This window comes from Salicibibacter kimchii (assembly GCF_003336365.1).
Taxonomy (GTDB): Bacteria; Bacillota; Bacilli; order Bacillales; family Marinococcaceae; genus Salicibibacter; species Salicibibacter kimchii.
Genome location: NZ_CP031092.1, coordinates 2,800,788 through 2,821,406 on the forward strand (window position 1 = coordinate 2,800,788; position 20,619 = coordinate 2,821,406).

16 protein-coding genes are annotated in these 20,619 nt (G+C 39.7%); 15 read left to right on the plus strand and 1 reads right to left on the minus strand.

Going from position 1 to position 20,619, the window contains the following annotated elements; genetic code table 11:
• Nucleotides 1-70: 70 nt before the first annotated feature.
• From hpaI to DT065_RS14275, 15 genes are all read left to right on the plus strand, one after another.
• Entirely contained in the window at nucleotides 71-985 is a 915-nt protein-coding gene (gene hpaI / locus DT065_RS14205) for a 2,4-dihydroxyhept-2-ene-1,7-dioic acid aldolase (protein ID WP_114374495.1), read from the plus strand.
• 194 nt (nucleotides 986-1,179) lie between these two features.
• A complete protein-coding gene (hpaE, locus tag DT065_RS14210; RefSeq protein ID WP_114376338.1) occupies nucleotides 1,180-2,655 on the plus strand; it encodes a 5-carboxymethyl-2-hydroxymuconate semialdehyde dehydrogenase in 1,476 nt (491 codons plus the stop codon).
• Between the two features lie 142 nt (nucleotides 2,656-2,797).
• Nucleotides 2,798-4,243, plus strand: coding sequence for an aldehyde dehydrogenase family protein (locus tag DT065_RS14215; protein ID WP_193550773.1), 1,446 nt, complete (start codon nucleotides 2,798-2,800; stop codon nucleotides 4,241-4,243).
• Nucleotides 4,244-4,348: 105 nt separating this feature from the next.
• Nucleotides 4,349-5,380, plus strand: coding sequence for a TRAP transporter substrate-binding protein (locus DT065_RS14220; protein ID WP_114374497.1), 1,032 nt, complete (start codon nucleotides 4,349-4,351; stop codon nucleotides 5,378-5,380).
• A 5-nt stretch (nucleotides 5,381-5,385) separates the two neighbouring features.
• Nucleotides 5,386-5,889, plus strand: a complete 504-nt coding sequence (locus DT065_RS14225) for a TRAP transporter small permease (RefSeq protein ID WP_114374499.1) — start codon at nucleotides 5,386-5,388, stop codon at nucleotides 5,887-5,889.
• The gene (locus DT065_RS14230) at nucleotides 5,886-7,187 is read left to right on the plus strand and encodes a TRAP transporter large permease (RefSeq protein ID WP_114374501.1); all 1,302 of its coding nucleotides are present in this window, start codon (nucleotides 5,886-5,888) and stop codon (nucleotides 7,185-7,187) included. The genes DT065_RS14225 and DT065_RS14230 overlap by 4 nt, the downstream gene beginning before the upstream one ends.
• 22 nt (nucleotides 7,188-7,209) lie before the next feature.
• On the plus strand, nucleotides 7,210-8,085 hold the full coding sequence (locus tag DT065_RS14235; RefSeq protein ID WP_114374502.1) for an FAD synthetase family protein: 876 nt from the start codon (nucleotides 7,210-7,212) through the stop codon (nucleotides 8,083-8,085).
• 143 nt (nucleotides 8,086-8,228) lie between these two features.
• On the plus strand, nucleotides 8,229-9,074 hold the full coding sequence (locus tag DT065_RS14240) for an MBL fold metallo-hydrolase (RefSeq protein WP_114374504.1): 846 nt from the start codon (nucleotides 8,229-8,231) through the stop codon (nucleotides 9,072-9,074).
• A 344-nt stretch (nucleotides 9,075-9,418) separates the two neighbouring features.
• The gene (locus DT065_RS14245; RefSeq protein ID WP_114374506.1) at nucleotides 9,419-10,636 is read left to right on the plus strand and encodes an ROK family transcriptional regulator; all 1,218 of its coding nucleotides are present in this window, start codon (nucleotides 9,419-9,421) and stop codon (nucleotides 10,634-10,636) included.
• Nucleotides 10,637-10,839: 203 nt separating this feature from the next.
• Nucleotides 10,840-12,183, plus strand: a complete 1,344-nt coding sequence (locus DT065_RS14250) for a benzoate/H(+) symporter BenE family transporter (RefSeq protein WP_227002621.1) — start codon at nucleotides 10,840-10,842, stop codon at nucleotides 12,181-12,183.
• A gap of 61 nt (nucleotides 12,184-12,244) precedes the next feature.
• Nucleotides 12,245-13,423 (plus strand): iron-containing alcohol dehydrogenase, encoded by a 1,179-nt coding sequence (locus DT065_RS14255; RefSeq protein WP_114374508.1) that lies wholly within the window; start codon nucleotides 12,245-12,247, stop codon nucleotides 13,421-13,423.
• 29 nt (nucleotides 13,424-13,452) lie between these two features.
• A complete protein-coding gene (locus DT065_RS14260) occupies nucleotides 13,453-14,910 on the plus strand; it encodes an NAD-dependent succinate-semialdehyde dehydrogenase (protein WP_114374510.1) in 1,458 nt (485 codons plus the stop codon).
• Nucleotides 14,911-15,365: 455 nt separating this feature from the next.
• Nucleotides 15,366-16,424 (plus strand): TAXI family TRAP transporter solute-binding subunit, encoded by a 1,059-nt coding sequence (locus DT065_RS14265; RefSeq protein WP_114374512.1) that lies wholly within the window; start codon nucleotides 15,366-15,368, stop codon nucleotides 16,422-16,424.
• 66 nt (nucleotides 16,425-16,490) lie between these two features.
• Nucleotides 16,491-18,449: a TRAP transporter permease gene (locus DT065_RS14270; protein WP_114374514.1), complete on the plus strand. Its 1,959-nt coding sequence runs from the start codon at nucleotides 16,491-16,493 to the stop codon at nucleotides 18,447-18,449.
• 41 nt (nucleotides 18,450-18,490) lie between these two features.
• On the plus strand, nucleotides 18,491-19,330 hold the full coding sequence (locus tag DT065_RS14275; RefSeq protein WP_114374516.1) for an MBL fold metallo-hydrolase: 840 nt from the start codon (nucleotides 18,491-18,493) through the stop codon (nucleotides 19,328-19,330).
• A gap of 146 nt (nucleotides 19,331-19,476) precedes the next feature.
• On the opposite strand, the gene DT065_RS14280 is transcribed toward DT065_RS14275, so the two are convergent.
• On the minus strand, nucleotides 19,477-20,616 hold the full coding sequence (locus DT065_RS14280; RefSeq protein WP_114374518.1) for an ROK family transcriptional regulator: 1,140 nt from the start codon (nucleotides 20,614-20,616) through the stop codon (nucleotides 19,477-19,479).
• Nucleotides 20,617-20,619 lie beyond the last annotated feature (3 nt).

The window sequence follows — 20,619 nt, forward strand, 5'->3', positions numbered from 1 at the left end:
CTTTTCATGTTGAAATAATATATAAAATCATATATAATATGAATAACAATCCAAAGAGGAGGGCATTGATGTGGCTTACGAAGAAATTAAAAGAAAACTGAGAGGGTCTATTGCACCTGTAGTGACGCCATTTAAAGCAAATCACGAGGTGGATTATGAAAAGCAATCAGAGTTAATTGAATTTCAACTTGAAAATGGCTCTCACGGCATCTCGGTCACAGGGACTTCCGGGGAACCAAGCTCCCTTACAACAGAAGAACGTGTAAAGGTTATGGAGAATGCAAAGAAAACGATTAATGGCCGTGTTCCTTTTGCTCCCGGCACTGGTTCCACCAATCACGATGAAACAATCTATTTAACAAAGAAGGCAGAAGAAATGGGCGTTGACGCGGCAATGGTGATTGTGCCGTATTACAACAAGCCGAACCAGGAAGCCCTTTATAAACATTTTAAAACGGTTGCAGATTCGGTTGAAATACCCATTATTATTTACAATATTCCCGGGCGCACAGCTCAAAACCTTGAAGTGTCCACGATGGCTCGTCTCGTAAAAGACTGCCCAAATATTGTTGGGGCAAAAGAATCCAACAAAGACTTTGAACATGTAAACAGAGTTATGCTTTACTGCGGCAGAGATTTTCTTCTTTATTCCGGTATCGAATTGCTTTGCTATCCAATGCTTGCGATCGGCGGAGCAGGATCCATCAGTGCAACAGCGAACGTAGAACCGAAGAAAGTAGCAGAGTTGCACAATGCTTGGGAAGAAGGCGACATAACACATGCGCAAGACCTTCATTTTGAGCTTATGAAATTAAATGACGTATTGTTCAAGGATACCAATCCTGCCCCTGTAAAAGCTGCATTAGGTATGATGGGTAAAATTGAACCTGTCCTTCGTTTGCCAATGGGTCTACCATCTAAAGGTTTACAAGAAGAAATTAGTGAAACATTGAAAGAATACGACATTAGCGCACAGCATGTGTGAGTGACAGAGCTGCTCCATATCTAGCTTGAAGAGCTTATGGAGCAGTTTTCAGTACAAGTCATTGTTGGAAAGAAAAAAGCAAATCAACTTGTTGAAATCATATATTATTTTATATATAATAATATCAGGAAAACTTAATCTTAAATAGGAGTGATAACGTGTCTAAACAAGTAGCGAGCGCAACGTTGGATTCTGTGAAGAAAAATGTGAAAGACATTCAACTTTACATTGATGGAAATTTCGTGGACGCTGCGAATCAAGAAGTATTTTCGAATCACAATCCATTCACCAATGACAAAATCAATGATGTTGCTTCCGGAGGTAAAGGTGACATTGACCAAGCAGTCTCGGCAGCTCGTAAAGCGTTTAAAGGCGAATGGGGTCAACTCAAACTCAAAGAGCGTCTAGCTTATATTAACAAAATTGCAGATTTAATTGATGAGCACATCGATGAAATAGCACCGCTAGAATCGTACGATACAGGTCTTCCGATTAGTCAGACGAAAAAAATGGTTGCCCGCGCGGCGCATAACTTCCGTTTTTATGCCGAGATGGTTAATAGCCGCCTTGTCGGTGAAGTGTATCAAGTCGATGACGAATTTTTAAACTACACTATCCATAAACCGGTTGGCATTGCCGGTCTCATAACACCGTGGAATGCACCATTTATGTTGGAAACATGGAAGATCGCACCAGCTTTAGCTACTGGGAACACCGTTGTGTTAAAACCTGCAGAATGGTCTCCGCTAACAGCTAACCGTTTGGCAGAAATTATTGATAAAGCAGGGTTGCCAGATGGTGTATTTAATGTCGTACATGGTTATGGAGAAACAGCAGGTGCTTCTCTTGTTGCCCATCCTGATGTGGAACTCATTTCATTCACCGGAGAAACAACGACAGGCTCAGAAATTATGAAAAATGGTGCGGATTCACTCAAACAATTTTCTATGGAACTGGGTGGCAAGTCTCCGATTATCGTATTTGATGATGCGGATTTCGAACGAGCATTAGACGCTGCCACATGGGGCATTTTCTCATTTAACGGCGAGCGTTGCACAGCGAATTCGCGTATATATTTGCATGAGAGTATCGCTGAAAGTTTTACAGAAAGATTAAAGGAAAGGGTTCAAAATATTACTGTCGGTGACCCGATGGATGAGAAAACGCAAGTAGGCCCGCTTATCCATACGAATCATTATGAAAACGTAAAAGGATATTTGGAACTGGCAAAAGAAGAAGGTTGTGAAGTTTTCAGCGGTAATATCCCAGAAGAAGTAAGCCAAGGAAACTTTGTTGCGCCTACAATTCTGCTTGGTGCTCAAAACCATATGCGTATCGTGCAAGAGGAAATATTTGGCCCCGTTATTGCTGTAATGACATTCAAAAATGAAGAAGAAGTGATTGATCTTGCCAACGATGTACGGTATGGACTTGCCGGATACGTGTGGACAAACGACATCAAACGAGGTCATCGAGTTGCCCAAGCCATTGATTCCGGAATGCTTTGGGTTAATTCCCAAAATGTCAGGGATCTCCGAACGCCATTTGGAGGCTCTAAACATAGTGGCATTGGTAGAGAAGGTGGCCACTATGCCTTTGAGTTTTATACAGAGATTCAAATTATCCATGTCGCACTTGGCGATCACCATATCCCGCAGTTTGGTAAATGAAAAGCGTAGGACGTTTTACGGGAGAAATACCGAGCGTTTTTATGAAGCGCTCGGCTTCTTTGAAACAGAAGCGTAATTAGTGCTAGAATTTTTTGATCAGTTGGAAGCGTTTTATTAAAAAGCGGGGTAAGGAGCTGGGAATATGTTAAAAACAGAAGATATAGCTGTAAAACAGCCTTTGTTTATAGGGGGAGAATGGAAGGAAGCAAATGAATATGATGAACTACGCTCGCCCTATTCTTCTGAAGTGATAACAGAAATACCAAAAGCAACAAGCGAGGAAACAGAGGCGGCCATTCAAGCGGCAGAAAATGCTCAAGAAGAGATGCAACAGTTAAGTGCTCATGAGAGAAGTAACATTCTTATAAAATTGTCTACCCTCTTACAGGAGAATCGTGAAAAAGCTGCAGAGCTCATTGCCAAAGAAGCTGCCAAGCCAATAGCCACAGCTAGAGGGGAAGTGGATCGTACAATTCAAACGTACGTATTCGCTTCTCAAGAAGCTAATCAGTTATATGGGGAAACGCTGCCAATGGACGCAGCTCCGGGAGGCGAACGTAGACTTGGATATACTGTTCTCGAACCTCTAGGTACCATCGGAGCTATCACACCGTTTAACTTTCCGATGAATTTAGTCGCTCATAAAGTAGGGCCGGCAATTGCGACTGGTAACACGATTGTCTTAAAACCGGCTTCCCAAACACCATTATCTTCTTTCTTTTTAGCAGAACTACTTCAAGAAGCAGGCCTGCCCGATGGCGCTATAAATGTCATAACCGGCAGTGGGCGTACGGTAGGAAATCAGATTGTGACAGATGAACGCGTAAATATGATTACATTCACAGGAAGTCCGGAAGTCGGAAAAGAAATTCGCAGTAAAGCGGGCCTAAAGAAAACGGTGTTAGAGTTAGGGTCAAACTCTGCTTTAATTGTTGATGAAGATGTCGATTTAGACAATATCATCTCGCGCTGTGTTCAAGGCGCATTTACGTTTCAAGGACAAGTCTGTATTTCCCTTCAAAGAATATATGTTCATGAAAGTATTTATGATACGTTTTTGGAGAAGTTTGTTGAAGAAACGAAAACGTTGACTGCTGGGGATCCGCTAGAGGAAACAACCAACGTATCCGCCCTTATTTCAGAAAGTGATGTAGAAAGAGCACTTTCATGGGTACAAGAAGCCGAAAATGAGGGAGCAAAAGTTGTAACTGGTGCATCAAAACAAGGAAATATCGTTATGCCTACCGTCATAACAAATGTTGCTCCTCATTTAAAAGTGTCATGTAACGAAGTGTTTGCACCTATCGTCACGATAGATCCAGTATCTTCTGTTGATGAAGCCATTGACAAAGTAAATGATTCACGTTTTGGCTTGCAAGCAGGCATATACACAGGAGATATTCAAAAAGCCATGAAAGCATCTGATCAACTTGAAGTGGGTGGTGTCATGATTAATGATATACCGACCTTTAGAGTGGATCACATGCCATATGGCGGAGTGAAAGAAAGTGGCACTGGTCGAGAGGGCATTCGTTATTCTGTCAAAGAGATGACGGAAATGAAATTTGTGATGGTCAATAATAATTAGGATTTTCTGATCGCCCCCGCTAAAATGGGGGCGGATCAATATACATATTGCGCTTTTATATATTGCGTAGTGTAAGCGATGACAAAGATGGAAGGGGTGTACTTGATGAAAGAGCTTTTTCCGTTATTCGCTAGTGTGATCTTGTTAGGTGCCTGTGACATTACTGAAGAAGCGTCAGGTACGACAAACGTAGATAATGAACTCATATTCTCCCATTTTTTCCCGGATAATCATATCCAGGAAACTGAACTTGTCAGTGGCTTCATTGATGAGACAGAAGAAGCAACAGAAGGCAGAGTGACATTCACATCCTACCCGGGTGGGCAACTGGCAGATCCGGACGGACATTATGAAGCAGCGGCTACGGGTGTAGCTGATGCCGGATTTAGTGTTCACAGTTATACACCAGGTCAATTCCCTTTAACATCGGTTATGGAATTGCCGTTTATGAGTGGATCGGGATCGACTGGATCAGAAACGTTGTGGCAGTTATATGAAGAATTTCCGGAGATACAGGATGAATACGATGACACCGTTCCCTTATGGTTATCCACTTCAGAACCCGGATATATTTTCACAAGGGATGAACCTGTGGAACGTCCTGAAGATCTTGAAGGTATGATTATTCGCTCTCCATCACCTGAGGTGAACAATTGGTTGGAAATGATGGGAGCAACCCCGGTGTCCATGCCTATGGCAGATACTTATCAGGCTTTGCAACAGGGTGTTGTCGACGGAACTGTTGGCCCTCCTCACACCTTGGTTGACTATAGTTTACATGAACTAGTGGACTATGTAACCGTTGGAGATTTTTATTTCACAACATTCTTTGGTGTCATGAATCAAAACAGCTGGAACTCTATTGATGAGGAAGATCAGGAGGCCATAAAAGAAATCATGGGCGAAGAAACCGCGCGCACAGCCGGTGAAATTATCGATGAACGTTCTGACGAAGCAATGGAGGCAGCGGTAGAATCGGGCGCTGAAATTATTGAGTTAAATGATGACAAACTCGAGGAATGGGAGGAAGAAATGCAGCCCGTTATTGATGATTGGATTAATCGCATGGAGGAAGAAGGTCTCCCCGGTGAAGAAGTTTACAAAAGAGCTGATGAATTAGGAGATGAACAGGGGTAGATAAGATGTGGCAGTATATTGAAAAAGCTGAAAAGGTAGTGACAGCCCTTAGCAAATTCTTCCTTATATGTGCAAGTATTATTATACTCTTTATCATGGCGTTAATCCCAATAGATGTTCTATTGCGGTATTTTTTTAGCCAATCCATTACGGGTACCTATGAATTAGTAGAAATGGGAACCGCGTTAATGATTTTTTTTGCACTAGCGATGACCCATCATTATCGAGAGCATATTGCTATTGGTTTTTTGGTCGATCGTTTGTCTCATCGAGTTAGGAATTTTATTGAAGGATCAGTCGAGGCTGTTGTCTTTATTGTAGTGATTGTAATGGGCTATCAACTTTGGGAACATGCCATGCGAATTATGAACCGATCGATCATTACGACTGACCTTGGCCTCCCGATGTATCCGTTTATCATTATTGTAGCTGGTGCTACGTTTATATTTGCGGCAAAAGTTTTGTTTAATGGCTTGAGTCATTTCAGGGAGGTGGCGCAGAAATCATGAGTCCGGAATTTATAGGCATAATGGGTGTTGTGGCTCTTCTTTTGCTTTTTTTATTTAAATTCCCTGTCAGTATTGCCTTGATCATTGTTGGCGTTACAGGGTTTGGTTTGATCAGGGGATTTGATACGGCAATGGTGCAATTGGGAAGTATGCCATTTAACACGGTAAGCGATTACTCATTAAGCGTCATCCCCCTCTTTATTTTAATGGGCATGTTCTTGTCTTATAGTGGATTTGGACAAGATTTGTATCAATCCGTTGACAAGTGGATCGGGCATTTAAAGGGGGGGATGGCAGTCACAACCATTGGGACCAGTTCAGTCTTTGCTGCTATTTCCGGCTCCGTCAATGCCACCACCGCCACGGTTGCAAGGATCTCCATCCCTGAAATGAGACGCTATAACTACAGTATGTCTCTATCTGCGGCTTGTGTAGCGGCAGGGGGGACGTTAGGACCGCTAATCCCTCCTAGTGTCATCCTAATATTATATGGCATTCTTACAATGGAAGATATAGGGGCGCTCCTCATTGCCGGCATTCTTCCCGGGATTGTTATGATGCTTATTTTTATTCTCGTGATTTATGTATGGATTGCAAAATATCCCGATGCTGCTCCTCCGAGCAGTAAATCTTCCTGGGGTGATCGTTTTCGTTCATTGAAAAATGTCTGGCCGTTTATCCTTTTATTTATCGTCAGCATCGGAGGTATTTATTTAGGGATATTTACGCCTACAGAAGCGGGTTCGGTCGGCGCGTTTGGCTCATTTCTGTTGGCAGTATTATCCAGGCGCCTTAACTGGTCAGCATTAGGAAAAGCCTTAAGTGATACGTTACGTTTATCTGCTATGATCTTTTTAATTTTAATTGGTGCGGAACTTTTCAGCCAATTTTTATCGATTAGCCGTATCCCTACAGAGCTTACTTCGTTTGTTCAACAGCTTGATTGGTCGCCAATTATGATTTTAGCTGCTATTTTACTTGTTTATTTTCTGTTAGGGCTCTTTTTGGAAGGAATCGCTATTCTTGTGCTGACACTCCCCATTGTTTATCCTTTAATTACATCTCTTGGTTTTGATGGCCTCTGGTTCGGAGTAATAATGGTAATGGTGGTTAACATTGGTTTGATCACACCTCCGCTTGGCATTAGTATTTACATTATCAGCGGTGTCGTAAAGGATATTCCTATTGAGAAAATATTCAAAGCGGTTATGCCTATGGTAGGGGCGTTAATTATCGGTGTGATTTTGTTCACGTTATTCCCGGAAATTATTACGATTTTACCTGATTTGATGAACTGACATCTTCAGGAGGGAGGATAATATGAAAACCATAAACCTAAACCACCCAATATCAAATACCTTTAAAGAAAACAGTGAACCGTGTGTGATGGCTTTAGGTTTTTTTGATGGGATACATTTAGGTCATCGGCAGATCATAAAAACAGCAAAATCATTGGCTGATGAAAAAAATGTTCAGTTGGCGGTTATGACATTTTTCCCCCATCCAAGTTCCGTTATTAAAAAAGGGGAGCAAATAACAACGTATTTGACTCCTCTTGCTGTCAAAGAAAAGATGTTTGCAAAACTTGGTGTCGATTTATTGTACGTTGTGGATTTTAATACGGAAGTGGCCAAAATCCCCCATGATGCTTTCGTCGATGAATACTTGTTTGGTTTGAAATGTCGGCATGCTGTAGCCGGGTTTGATTATAAGTATGGATTTAAGGGGAAAGGTGATATGGCTCAACTGAATGTTGACGCCGTCGGCCGCTTTGGCGTGACCATTGTCGAAAAACAGGAAAAGCATAATAAAAAAATCAGTTCAACGTTATTACGCGACCTTATTTCTTCCGGAAAAGTAGAGGATATCCCTGATTACCTCGGTCAGCGCTATGAATGCCGGGGCATATTGCATAATAAAGGGAAGCACCACGTTCTTTATATCGATCCCGACTATTTTCTCCCGTGTCCAGGTGCTTATGAAGTCAGTTTGGTCAACGGTAGTCTGGTTACTAAAGGGGTGTGTGAAGTTTCATCCAGTGATCGACCAGGTGAACTAAATGTTAGATTGTTTCATGATCAATCAATTGCAAATGAAACACCTATTCACTTGCATTGGGAAAGCTTTATTGCCGATTATGAAATGGATCCACTGCATGCGCAGAGTCGCTTTGATGATATGGAAGTGAATATGTGAGTTAAAAGAGCTGAGAGCAACCAATAGTACACGTTGTTCCGGTGTCATCGCTATGATTGCTTGAATAGCTGTACTTATTATTTTACCTCAGCTAGTTACTATTTTGTTAGATTATCATTTTATATATTAAGGTGGTTGAAAGAATGAGTGAATGGAAGTTAACAATGTTGGGAACCGGTAGTCCGCGCCCAGACTTAGAAAGATCAGGACCTTCTCAAGTTTTGCAAATGGGCGAAGCGAATATCTTAATCGATTGCGGAGAAGGCACGACAGCGCAGCTGCAACGAGCAAATATTCCGCCCCAATCCGTTACAAACTTATTTATGACCCATCTGCATTCAGATCATATTTTTGGATACGGTCAATTTCTTCTTGGCGGATGGGGCCTTGGGCGCCGTAAACTTAGAATTGTTGGACCTAAAGGAATCAAAAACTATCATGATACATTACTTGAGTTATTTAAAGATGACATTGATTATAGAATTTCTCTAGGGAGATCTCCAAAAGGAGTTCTTGAGGATGTCGAAATTATTGAGTTTGACAAGCCGGGTGAGATAAAAGTAGAGGATCCAGAAATACCGGCACGCATCTTTACAGATGAGATGGTGCACAATGTGCCAACTTTTGGGTACCGATTTGAAGGGAAGGATCAAGTGTTTGTTCACACCGGTGACACTGCCCCAACGGAAAATGCCTCAAAGTTAGCGGAGGGAGCAAATCTATTAGTGCAGGATGGGTGTTTAGCTTCAAACGAAACATACAAAAATACAGATAATCCAGAACTGCAAATGATTTGGAGAAATTTACAAAAAGAGCATTGTACTCCGGCACAGGCAGCACAAATAGCCAAGGATGCAAAGGTAGAGAAACTTGTTTTAACTCATTTTCTTCCCAATACAGACGTGGAAGAAGTTTATGATGAAGCGGCAGCAGTGTTTGATGGCGAGGTTATTATTGGTGAAGATTTAGAAACGTACTCTGTAAAATAATTTACGTAAAAGTGGCCGGTATTAGTTTTATAACTTGCTATGTTCTTTGTTTTTATAGTTCAATCCGGTAAACCTTATCTGTATGGTTTTAGCAATTTGTAGGATATCCTCGTTTGTTAGCATCCAGTCGGATCGTCTAACAGGATTGAGGATATTTTTTTGTTTTTAGAAATGTCCACTGCTTAAATAAAACCAATTTCATTTTCAAATTCACGTCTATATCAACACTTTGAAAACTTTTGACTAAAACGGAAAAAAGATATAGAATAAGACCACCTTATGAATAATTGGAGATTCATTAGAGGTTTATAAGAGATTTTACTTAGCTGTCGAAAGGAAGAATCATGTTAAAAGATATATTGGAAATGACCACTCAAAAAGGAAATAATTTACGAACGTTATACCAGTGTGTTCGTAATGAAGGCGATTTAACACGAGCTGAAATTTCTGAACGGACCGGATTAAAGCTTAGCACATGCACGCGGCTCATCGATGAGTTAATCGAAAAAAAGCTCATTTATGAAAGTGGTGAAGCTGCATCTAGTGGAGGGCGAAAACCAAAAAAGTACTCCATTGAACCAGCGGCTAATTATATTATAGGTATAGATATTTCAAGGTTTTTTTCAAAGGTATTGTTAATGCGTTTAGACCTTGTTGTGTTAGAGGAAGAAAAGTTTGACATGAATAGTGAGAGTCACCCTACTGTAGTTGTACAGCAATTTATTGAATCAATTCATAAAATGTTAAGAAAGCATGAATTGGTTTCGTCTTCCTTGCTAGGGGTTGGTGTCAGCGCTATAGGCCCGCTTGATACCGAAAATGGTATTATTAAGGACCCTCTTCATTTTCCAGCTTCTGGGTGGAAAAATGTTCCAATAACAAAAATGTTGAAAGATGCTTTTCACACAAAAGTAGTACTTGATTATGGGGAAAATACAGCATTAGACGCAGAGTATCGGCACGGGGCTGGTAAAGATCATAAGAATGTTGTCTATATAAATAAAGGTGTTGGAATCCGTCTCGGATTAATGTTGAATGGGGAAATTCTACGCTCTTCTGGCGGTGATAAAGTAGGCGCATTCGGTCAAGGGCATATGGTTGTGGATATACACGGAAAAAAATGCATATGTGGTAACTATGGGTGTATGAATGCATATTCAACAATCCCTGCCTTAACCGAAGAAATAAGGGATAGATTAAAAGAAGGGCGTCCCTCACTCTTACATGATAAAGTCAATGATGCGACTGATCTCACGTTTGCGCAGGTTTTAAATGGATTGGAACAAAGAGACGAGACCTGTGAACAAGCCGTAAAAGATATTGCCCTTTACTCTGCTGCCGGCGTAGCAAATCTCATCATCATTTTCCATCCAAGTAAAATAATTTTAAGCGGGCCACTGTACAGAAATGTTCCTTTATATTATGAGTCTGTGATTGAAGGAGCAAAATCAAGATATAACAAATTATTTCCGCAACTTGAGGTCGCTTTTAGCCAAGGAGAATTGGGAGAAAATGCGGCTGGTATAGGTGCGGGAAGTCTCGTGCTTGATTCTTTATTATAAACATTTTCTTTTCGACAGACGTATCATCTCTGTCGGTTGTTACAATTGTACTGTTATGTCAGCCTTTTCGCATGCTGATATTTTTTATATAAAAATCAAAATGAGGTAAAGATGGGAATAAATATTTTAGAAAGCGATTAAATAATGAGATTTGAAATCAAAGCAAAAAAACATTTGACCAAATTGAAATAAAGTTATACAATGTGATTAATACCTCATATGAAAATAAAAGTAAAAATAAGAGGCTTAATGAAAGCGGTTTAACTTCATATGATAAAGATATAGCCATGAATCGAGGTGAAAAAGTGTTAGAAAAAGGTATTGGTTTTAAAAATGTCTTTAAAGATTTTAAACGCGATATTAACTCTAAGAACATAACTGCGGCACTTGCCGGAGGGGCTTTTGGATTGCCGGCGGGTATTGTTATGATCAGTGCCGGTACAGCGGCGGGACTAAGTTCTGAACTGATCATTTTATGGGTGACGAGTGTATACTTAATAGGTGGAATATTTGGGATATTAATTCCGGCATATTATCGAATTCCAATACCAATAGCGAGTTCGCTAGCCGCAGCAGTCTTATTTGCGACAGCTGTCTCGCAGGTGGGGTTGGCGGAGTCACTCGGTGCTACGATAATAGCTGGAATAATTGTCTTTCTTGCAGGAACTACAGGGTCTATGGGTAAAATAATAGAATTAATACCAACCCCCATCGTAATGGCTATGGTGGGCGGAGTGTTCTTAAGTTTTGGATTAGACCTTGTATCTTCACTGGAAAGTGCGTTGCTTCCGGCAATATTAATGATTGGGACTTTTATTATTGTAACCAGATTTGCTCCTGTTGTTCCACCAGTGCTGGCTTCTATCATCGTAGGTGTCGTTTACTTACTTGTAAGTGATGTATCTTTTGCTGGTGTTGAATTTTCTGTAGAGTACCCGGAATTAGTATTACCTGCATTTTCCTTTGAATCTTTTCTTATTTACGGCTTGCCTTTAATATTAATTTTGATTGGGATGGAAAACCCAACTGCGATTGCTTTACTGAAAAATGAAGGATTTAAAGATACGCCTGTAAACGGAATCTCGGCTATTAATGGCTTCGCCACCGCATTCGGTGCTTTTTTCGGTGCCTATAATACTTGTACAGCAGGCCCGATGGTTGGGCTATTTGGTTCATCAGAAGCGGGGCCAAAAGAAAAAAGATGGGTAGGAGCAATTCTTTTTGGCGTCATATTTATTGTTGCAGCTCCATTTTATGGTAGTTTAGTATCTCTTTTTGAAGAGATGCCAGGCTTTTTTGTGGCAATCATTGCTGGGCTGGCATTATTAAAAGTTCTAATAACTACCATAGGAGGTTCCTTGGGTGCTGAAACACATAAAATAGGTGCAATGTTTGCTTTTCTAATTGCCGCTTCAGAGATCACGATATTAGGTATTGATTCAGCGTTCTGGGCTTTAATTATTGGCTTTGCAATTTCTTTACTTATCGAACCACAAGATTTCAAATTTATTGGAAATAAAAAGCAATATAACAAACATTCAGCATGAATTTTCAATTTAATTTTAGTGCATTTCAAAGAGAATGTTAAGCTAGAAGGGGGAATATAATATGAATTTTAATTTTAGTGTTCCAAGTAAAGTGATTTTTGAAAAGGGATCATCTGCAACCGTTCCAGAAGTTATTAATGATTTACAACTAAATAATGTTTTGTTTGTTTATGACAAAGGGATAATAGATGCAGGGATTGCAGATAAAGTTATTGAACCTGTTGAAAAAGCAGGGATTAATGTAACTCACTTTACTGGCGTCTATCCAAATCCTACGATTGAAAATGTGGAGGAAGGTTATGAGATTGCTGCTTCATCAGATGTCGATGCGATTATTACAATCGGTGGAGGAAGCAGTATGGATTGTGCCAAAGCGATTAATATTTTATTAACAAACCCAGGTTCCATTAAAGACTATGAAGGAAGAGGGATTGTGAAAGAAAAGACAAAACCATTGATTGCTATTCCCACTACTGCTGGTACTGGAAGTGAAGGTACTGCATTTACGATTATTACAGATACAGAAAGACAAAGGAAGATGATTATTGCTGGAGATAACGTCGCAGCTGACATTGCCTTAGTAGACCCCGAATTAACAGTTGGCTTACCACCAGCGATTACTGCGGCTACTGGCATGGATGCTTTAACACATGCCATCGAAGCATTCGTTTCAAAAAACGCCTCAATCCCGTCGAATATCCATGCTTTAAAAGCAATAGAGCTGATTGTTGAAAATCTTGAGGAAGCTGTAAAAAATGGATCAAATATCGAAGCAAGAGAGAACATGATGCTTGGAAGTCTCCTGGCAGGAATTGCATTTAATCAGGCAGGACTTGGGTTGGTCCATGCAATTGCACATCCGCTGGGCTCTCACTTTGGGGTTGCACATGGAGTGGCAAATGCAATCGGTTTGCCATATGTAGTTAAATATAATAGTGACCTCCAAAGTGTTAAAGAGAAACACGTCGAAATGGCTTCCGCAATGGGTTTTGAAACGGAATACAAATCATTAGAGATTATATCAGAAGAAATTGTTTCAACTATTGTTAAGTTGAGTAATGCTGTAGATATTCCGTCACTAAAAGAGATTGGCATTAATAAAGAGAATTTAGATGAAATGGCTGTAGATGTTACAAAAGAAAACAGTATGAAATTCACACCACGCGATGCTTCACTCGAAGAAGTAAAAGAGCTCCTTAATGATATTTATTATGAAACGCCACTGATTGAAAAAGTTTAAAAAAGATATGAAGAAACGAGGGATGTATTATGACATTAGTAGATACACAGAAACTGAATAAACAATATCTAAATGGACAATGGGTCGAAGCAGACAGTGAATCTTTCATTAAAGTGATCAATCCTGCAACGAAAGAAAATATTGCTGAATTGATTAGTGGTGGTGAAAAGGAAGCGAAAAAGGCAGTAGGTGCTGCGTCTGAAGCTTTTAAAGACTGGTCACATAGGCCTGCAGTAGAAAGAGCTAATTTATTGTGGGATTTATATCACAAAGTGCTGGACAATCAGGACGAGATCGCAAAGGTTATTACACTGGAAGCAGGAAAGCCATTAGCACAAGCAAAAGGTGAAGTGAAAAATGGAGCAGAATATATTCGTTGGAATGCAGAAGAAGCGAGACGAATTTATGGAACAACGATAGCATCATCTGACGCACAAAAAAGGCTGCAAATTAAAAAAGGAGCGGTAGGGCCAGTAGCTGCCATTACGCCATGGAATTTCCCTTTTGCAATGGTTACACGCAAAGTGAGTCCAGCTCTCGCAGCCGGTTGCACCGTTGTATTAAAGCCATCCGAAGAAACACCAATGTCAGCAGTTAAATTATTTGAGCTTGCAGAAGAAGTTGGGTTTCCTAGAGGCGTTATGAATCTAGTCATTGGTGATCCTCAGCCAATTGGAGACGTATGGTTAACAGATAAGAGAATCAAAAAAATCACCTTCACTGGCTCGACTAATGTCGGCAAAATGCTTTATAAACGTGCCTCAGACCAAGTAAAGCGAGTGTCAATGGAACTTGGAGGACATGCTCCACTAATTGTTTTTGAAGACTGTAACATGGAGAAATCCATTGAACAAATTTTGAGAAGTAAACTGAATAACAGTGGTCAGACCTGTATTTCTCCTAATCGTATTTATGTTCAAGAAACCATTGCGGATGAATTTACCGAAAGGTTAGGCCAAATGGCCAAGAACATCAAAGTAGGGGATGGAATCCAAACGGACGCTGATGTTGGCCCGCTCATTAATGAGGAAGGCTTGAAAAAGGTAGAAGCACATGTCAATGACGCAGTTGAAAAAGGAGCGAAAGTAGTAGCAGGCGGCAAAAAATATGAGGAGAATGGTTGTGAAAATGGATTCTTTTACACACCAACGGTACTCAAAAATGTTGATGAGTCCATGATAATCACGAATGAAGAAACATTCGGTCCAGTTGCACCAATTCTTTCATTTAAATCAGATGAGGAAGTTATTGACAAGGCAAACAACACGGATTATGGACTTGCCGCGTATATTTTCACAACCGATCTATCCCGTTCCCATCGTGTATCTGAGGCACTGGAATATGGCATGGTCGGAGTTAATGATACTGTTTTGGCACAAGTAGAAGGAGCATTTGGCGGTGTGAAAGAAAGTGGTTTCGGGAGAGAAGGTGGTCCGGAAGCACTGGAGGACTTCCTGGAAAATAAATTTATATCTACAGTCATATAAAATTAATAGACCGTAGATTTTTGACAAAAAACATTTAGTTAAAATGAATTTAAGATGCAGTATTCAGTTTGCTTGGAATAAACTAACAGCCATTACCTTGTGTATAGAGGATTCCCGGCTGTTAGTTTTATTATAAGGTGAAGTAATTCTGTGTTATAAGGTGATGGAATGGCTATAAAAGCAAGCGTCGAACGTAGTTGTTGGCGTCTTCAGTATACTGAATTATAGAATTAAAAAAGGAAAGGGATTATCGAAAAACATTTGACTAAAATGGAATTAAGGTGTAATATTCAACTAAATTATATATTGTTGTATTTTATAAAAGCGCTATCATCAAATAGAGTATTAAGCACATTTGACACAAGCCATTAATTTTTGTGACAAATGATATATTATTTTATATATAATAATGGCTGCTTCAGGGTGAATAATTTTATGGTGAGGAGGAGGACTACATGCTGAACAGAAAAAAATATTTATGGCTAACATTGCTATGTACGGTGAGCGGTTTAACAATAATGGGCTGTGGGAATGAAGCGGGATCTGAAAGTGATACAGAAGAATCTCCTAATGGTATTAATATTGCAACTCATGCCACGGGCCAGGCTTATAACGCGGCCGCCACTGGAGCAGCCGAAGTAATTGATGAAAATACAGATCTCAATATCACGATAACCCCTTACTCCGGACCTATTTCTTGGATGGAAATTTTTTCAAATGAGCCACAGTTTGTCAATGTGGGATTTTTGTCAGTACCTGATGCAATATGGGCTTTTCAAGGGGAAAATGTTTATGAAGAGACTGATAACGTGCGAGCATTAGTAAAAGGAAATTATAGTGATTTTGCAGGCTATGTTGTTCGAGAGGATTCTGATATTAATAGCCTTGATGATCTTGAAGGGAGAACGATTGCTACAGAATATCCAGGTAACAATATTTCTCGTGAAGTACTTGACGCTCAATTAGCATCTGTAGGACTGACATTTGATGACGTAGATCGATTTCCCGTCGCTGACGTTCCTACAGGTATCGATCAAATGCGGGAAGGTAACGTAGAAGCGGTATTTGTTGGAGATCCTGAAGCCGCGGCTGTTCAAGAGCTTGATGCTATGCATTCCCTTCAAGCTTTAAATTTTGCTAGTGTTGACCCATCAGAAGATGTCCCAGGTGAAGCCAAAGATGAACTGGATCACTATGTTCCTAGTGCAGAAGTTACGAGTTACACAGGAGGCTTTGTTAATGAAGAAACCACATTAGTATCTTACCCAAACATGCTAATTGGCTCTTCTGAATATCTCACTGAAGAACAAGCGTATGAGTTAGTGAAGGGGATTTGGGAAAACTACGAAGATCTACATTCGTCACATAGTTGGTTAGAAGAATGGAACCCTGAAACCATGTTTGATCCTGACATTGGTGTCCCTTACCATCCGGGAGCCGTTAAGTATTATAAAGAAATCGGAGTATGGAACGAAGAAGCAGAGGAATCACAAGAAAGATTACTTAATGAATAAGCTAAAATTTCATTATAATACTCAATTTCGATATCATGAATTTATTTGAAGAAGGGGTGAAATAATATGGCTGAAGAAAGTTCGCGTTTTAGGAACCTTTCTGGAATTCAATTAAGAATTTGGAGATCTTTATTGTTTCTCATTCCTAGTTTGGGGATCGTGTACATTCTCTCCCTGTATAATATCGCAAGCATTTCATTCTTCCCTGAACAATACTTTGCTGTATTTTTAGCGTTGATATTAACTATCGTATTTATGGGTGTTCCAGCGAGCAGAAGCGGTCAAAGAGTGCATCAAAATAAAGTCCCATGGTATGATTTGATATTAGCTTCTCTTGGATTATTTGTTGGTCTATATGTCGCTATATTGTATCCACAAATTTTAACGTCTTTCGGAATAGTTTCATTGGAAAGACTTGCGATAAGTGTAACTGCGATAATTTTAATATTGGAAGCTTTAAGAAGATGTTTCGGATGGATACTAACAACTATAGTTTTAGCAGTTATAAGTTATGGATACGCAGCTCCTTATTTTCCTGGACCTCTTGAAGGACAAAGTATCCCGTTCGATCAATTAGTTAACTACTTATATTTAGATACTAATAGTTTATTCTCTATGCTGAGTATTGCTGCTACTATAGCGCTGGGCTTTATATTTTTTGGTCAGATTCTGATACATTTTAAAGGGGGAGATATGTTTCAGGACATTGCCACTTCCTTATTAGGTAGATTTAGGGGTGGATCTGCTAAAGTTTCAGTTATTGGCTCGAGTTTTGTAGGGAGTTTAACGGGAGGGCCAGTGTCAAATGTTTTGCTTACTGGTAATGTCACTATTCCCTTAATGCAAAGAACAGGCTATAGTAAGTCCGAATCGGGAGCTATAGAGTCTGTTGCTTCTACTGGAGGGGTGATTCTACCACCAGTGATGGGTGTGGCTGCATTTTTAATGGCTGAAAATTTAGGGGTTTCTTATGCAGAAGTAGCTATAGCAGCGATTGTTCCAGCGGTTTTATACTATGTAAGTTTTTTTGCGCAGGTTGATTTAACGGCAGCTAAAAGAGGGTTAAGTGGTATTCCTAAAGCAGGGATACCGAAATTAAGGAATGTATTAAAAACTGCTTGGATCCTTGTTCCTATTTTTTCTGTTCTAATAATTTTACTCTTTGTATATAGATATCCACCCGCGAATAGTGCGGTTTATACTGCTGTTTTTGCTTTGTTGATTTTTCTTTTACAAAGGCAAGGTAGAAAAAAATATTTTAAAAAAATAAAAGATATATTTATAGATACAGGTAAAACTTCGGTTGATATAGGAATAGTTCTTTCTGCTGCGGGATTAATTGTGGGGATCGTTGGTGTAACGGGCCTAGGGTTTAATCTGACTCAGACTTTATCTCAATTAGGAGAATATGGGCTTTTTATATTGTTAATAGCAAGTGCAATTGTTGCCATCATTCTTGGCATGGGGATGCCAGCAATAGCCGCCTATTCTATGGTCGCAGTTTTGATTGCACCTTCTTTAATAGAACTGGGAGTTAACCCCATTGCTGCTCATATGTTCGTATTTTATTTTTCAATACTTTCTAGCTTCACTCCTCCAATTGCTGTAGCTTGTTTCACTGCTTCAACGATTGCTAAGGAAGATCCTTTAAAAATTTCATGGGATGCATTGAAATATGGCAGTGTAGCATTTGTGATCCCATTTATCTTTGTATATTCCCCATCTTTACTTTTGGGAAGTGAAAGCGGTCAGGGCTTACTATCGACAGGTGCCACTATTTTTACAACTGTATTAGGGAGTATACTAATAGCAGTGAGTGTAGTAGGGTATTTATTTCATCATTTGAGTATATCGGAAAGATTAATTGGCGCGTTAATGGCTTTATTATTATTTACGCCTCTATATGAAACTGTGCTCGTTACTCAAATTATAAATCTTTTGGGGATAATTTTAAGTTGTGCTTTCCTATTATATAAGTGGAGTCAAAGCCAAAAGAGGCGCATACCAATCAGTGCCGGGAATTGAGGATAAAATAAAAGAAATAATTATTTTAGAGGAGAGGTATTATGCAATCTTTTTACGTAAGGTTATTAGGAACAGGAAGTCCAAAACCCAATAGAGAAAGGTCTGGTCCCGCTCAAGTTATAATGGTGGATGAAACGCCTGTATTAGTTGATTGTGGGGAGGGAACGACAAGGCAATTATTAAATTCTGAAATCAATCCAGAGGATATTAAACATGTTTTATTTACTCACTTACACTCTGATCATGTCTTCGGTTATGCTCACTTTTTGTTGGGAGGATGGTCATTAGGCAGAAAAGAATTAACGATTGTCGGTCCTAAAGGTTTAAAAGAATTCCATGAGAAAATCTTGGATATTTTTAAGGAGGATATAGATTACCGTGTGAATACGCTTGGTATATCCGGAAATGGGTTACTGGATGTAAATATCATTGAGATACCTGATGATGGAGGGGAGATTGAAATTCCTGAAATCAATACGGAAATTTCCTCCGCTCCTGTGGTACACAATGTAACAACGTTTGGTTTTCGATTTCAAAAAGGAGATCAAGCCATAGTAATTTCTGGTGATACTTGTCCAGTTGATAGTCTCGTAACATTGGCCAAGGGTGCAGATATATTAATACAAGATGCAGCTATTGCTACCTCAGTATTCAACGCTGAGAGTACTGATGCTAATTTAAAAAAGATAAAGGATATTTTAGTAAAAGAGCATTGTAGTCCAAAGCAAGCAGGTGAAATAGCTGAAGAAGCAGGGGTGAAAAGCGTTGTGTTAACACACCTACTCCCTAACACTAATGAAACAGAGGCTTTTCAAGAAGCTTCAAAAGCTTTTAATGGAAAAGTCATTGTGGGAAGGGATTTAGATGATATAACCATTTGAATGTGAAAGCTTGTTCCCAAGTCAATGTTGGCTGGGGTTACTTGGGGTTTGAACGCTGGGGAGCCTTTAAGGTGGACCTCATTGTCAAGAATTTTACGTACAACGTATAAGTCACTAGATAGACCAGTTGTTCTCCAACTGGTCTATCATGCTTTAAAATAAGCATTAAACACGAGCATGCTTGCGCCTACAGAAGCAGGATTTACTTTGAAATCGGCTGAACGAAACTCTGGATTCTGCTTCTCGGGTTGGAAAACAAAATCTTGTGCTGTCTCTATGATTTTTTCATAGTAGGTTGGATATTTCCGTATCATTTCGCTGTTTAGGATCACGATTTTTGGATGTAGGATGTTGATCATATTGGCTAGTCCTATTCCGTAGTAGTAGGCAGAGTCAAGAACAATGTCTTGTATTTCGGGGTCTTCGCTTAATAAGGCGTGCATCAATTGATTCTTTTTTTCATTTTTATTTACATTTGTTAATGTCCTCTTTTGTTCTATTTTGGAGAGAATGTATTCATATGAAATATAGGAGGCCAAGGTTCCTTTGGTATAGGGGTTGATGATCATTTCTCCAAAAGAACTGGCGTCGCCTTGTTTGTCGTGCATGATTTCTCCGTTTAGGACATAACCACAACGCATCCCCCAGCCGCTAATACAATAAAGAATCGATTGGTTCTTAGAATCGGGACGGGTCATCGTTTCATATAAAGCAGCTGTATTTGCCCCGTTTTCGAGTAATATCGTGGTATTAAATGTTTTATTCAGTTCATGAACGATGGGGAAGTGATCCCACTCCCCTGCTATAAAATTCTTTGCATGCATGGTTCCTTGGTTCCTATCTAAGGGTCCGACCGTACCAATCCCAATGCCCAATAGATTCTCTTCATCGACCTTATAAGTTTGAAACAAATCCGTTATTTTTTCTTTAATAAGCGATATGGTATGTACTGGCGTGTGGTCTTCTTTCATTTGGAAGGTATGACTCCCTATGATGTTGAATGACATATCGTTCATGGAAACGGTTGTTTCTCGTCTTGATAAATCAATGCCGATCATAACAGCTGCGGTTGGTTCAATTTCGTATAAAGCAGGGGGTCTTCCTCCGGAAGAAATGTCGTGCTGTTTGATACGTATCCAACCGCTATTCATTAAATCATCCAAACGTCTGACGACGGTTGTTTGTTTCATTCCGGTCAACTGTATTAATTCAAGTTTTGTAATAGGACCGTGTTGATGAATGCAGCGATAAACTTCTCTCATTCCATTATTTCGAGTGTCTAACACGAG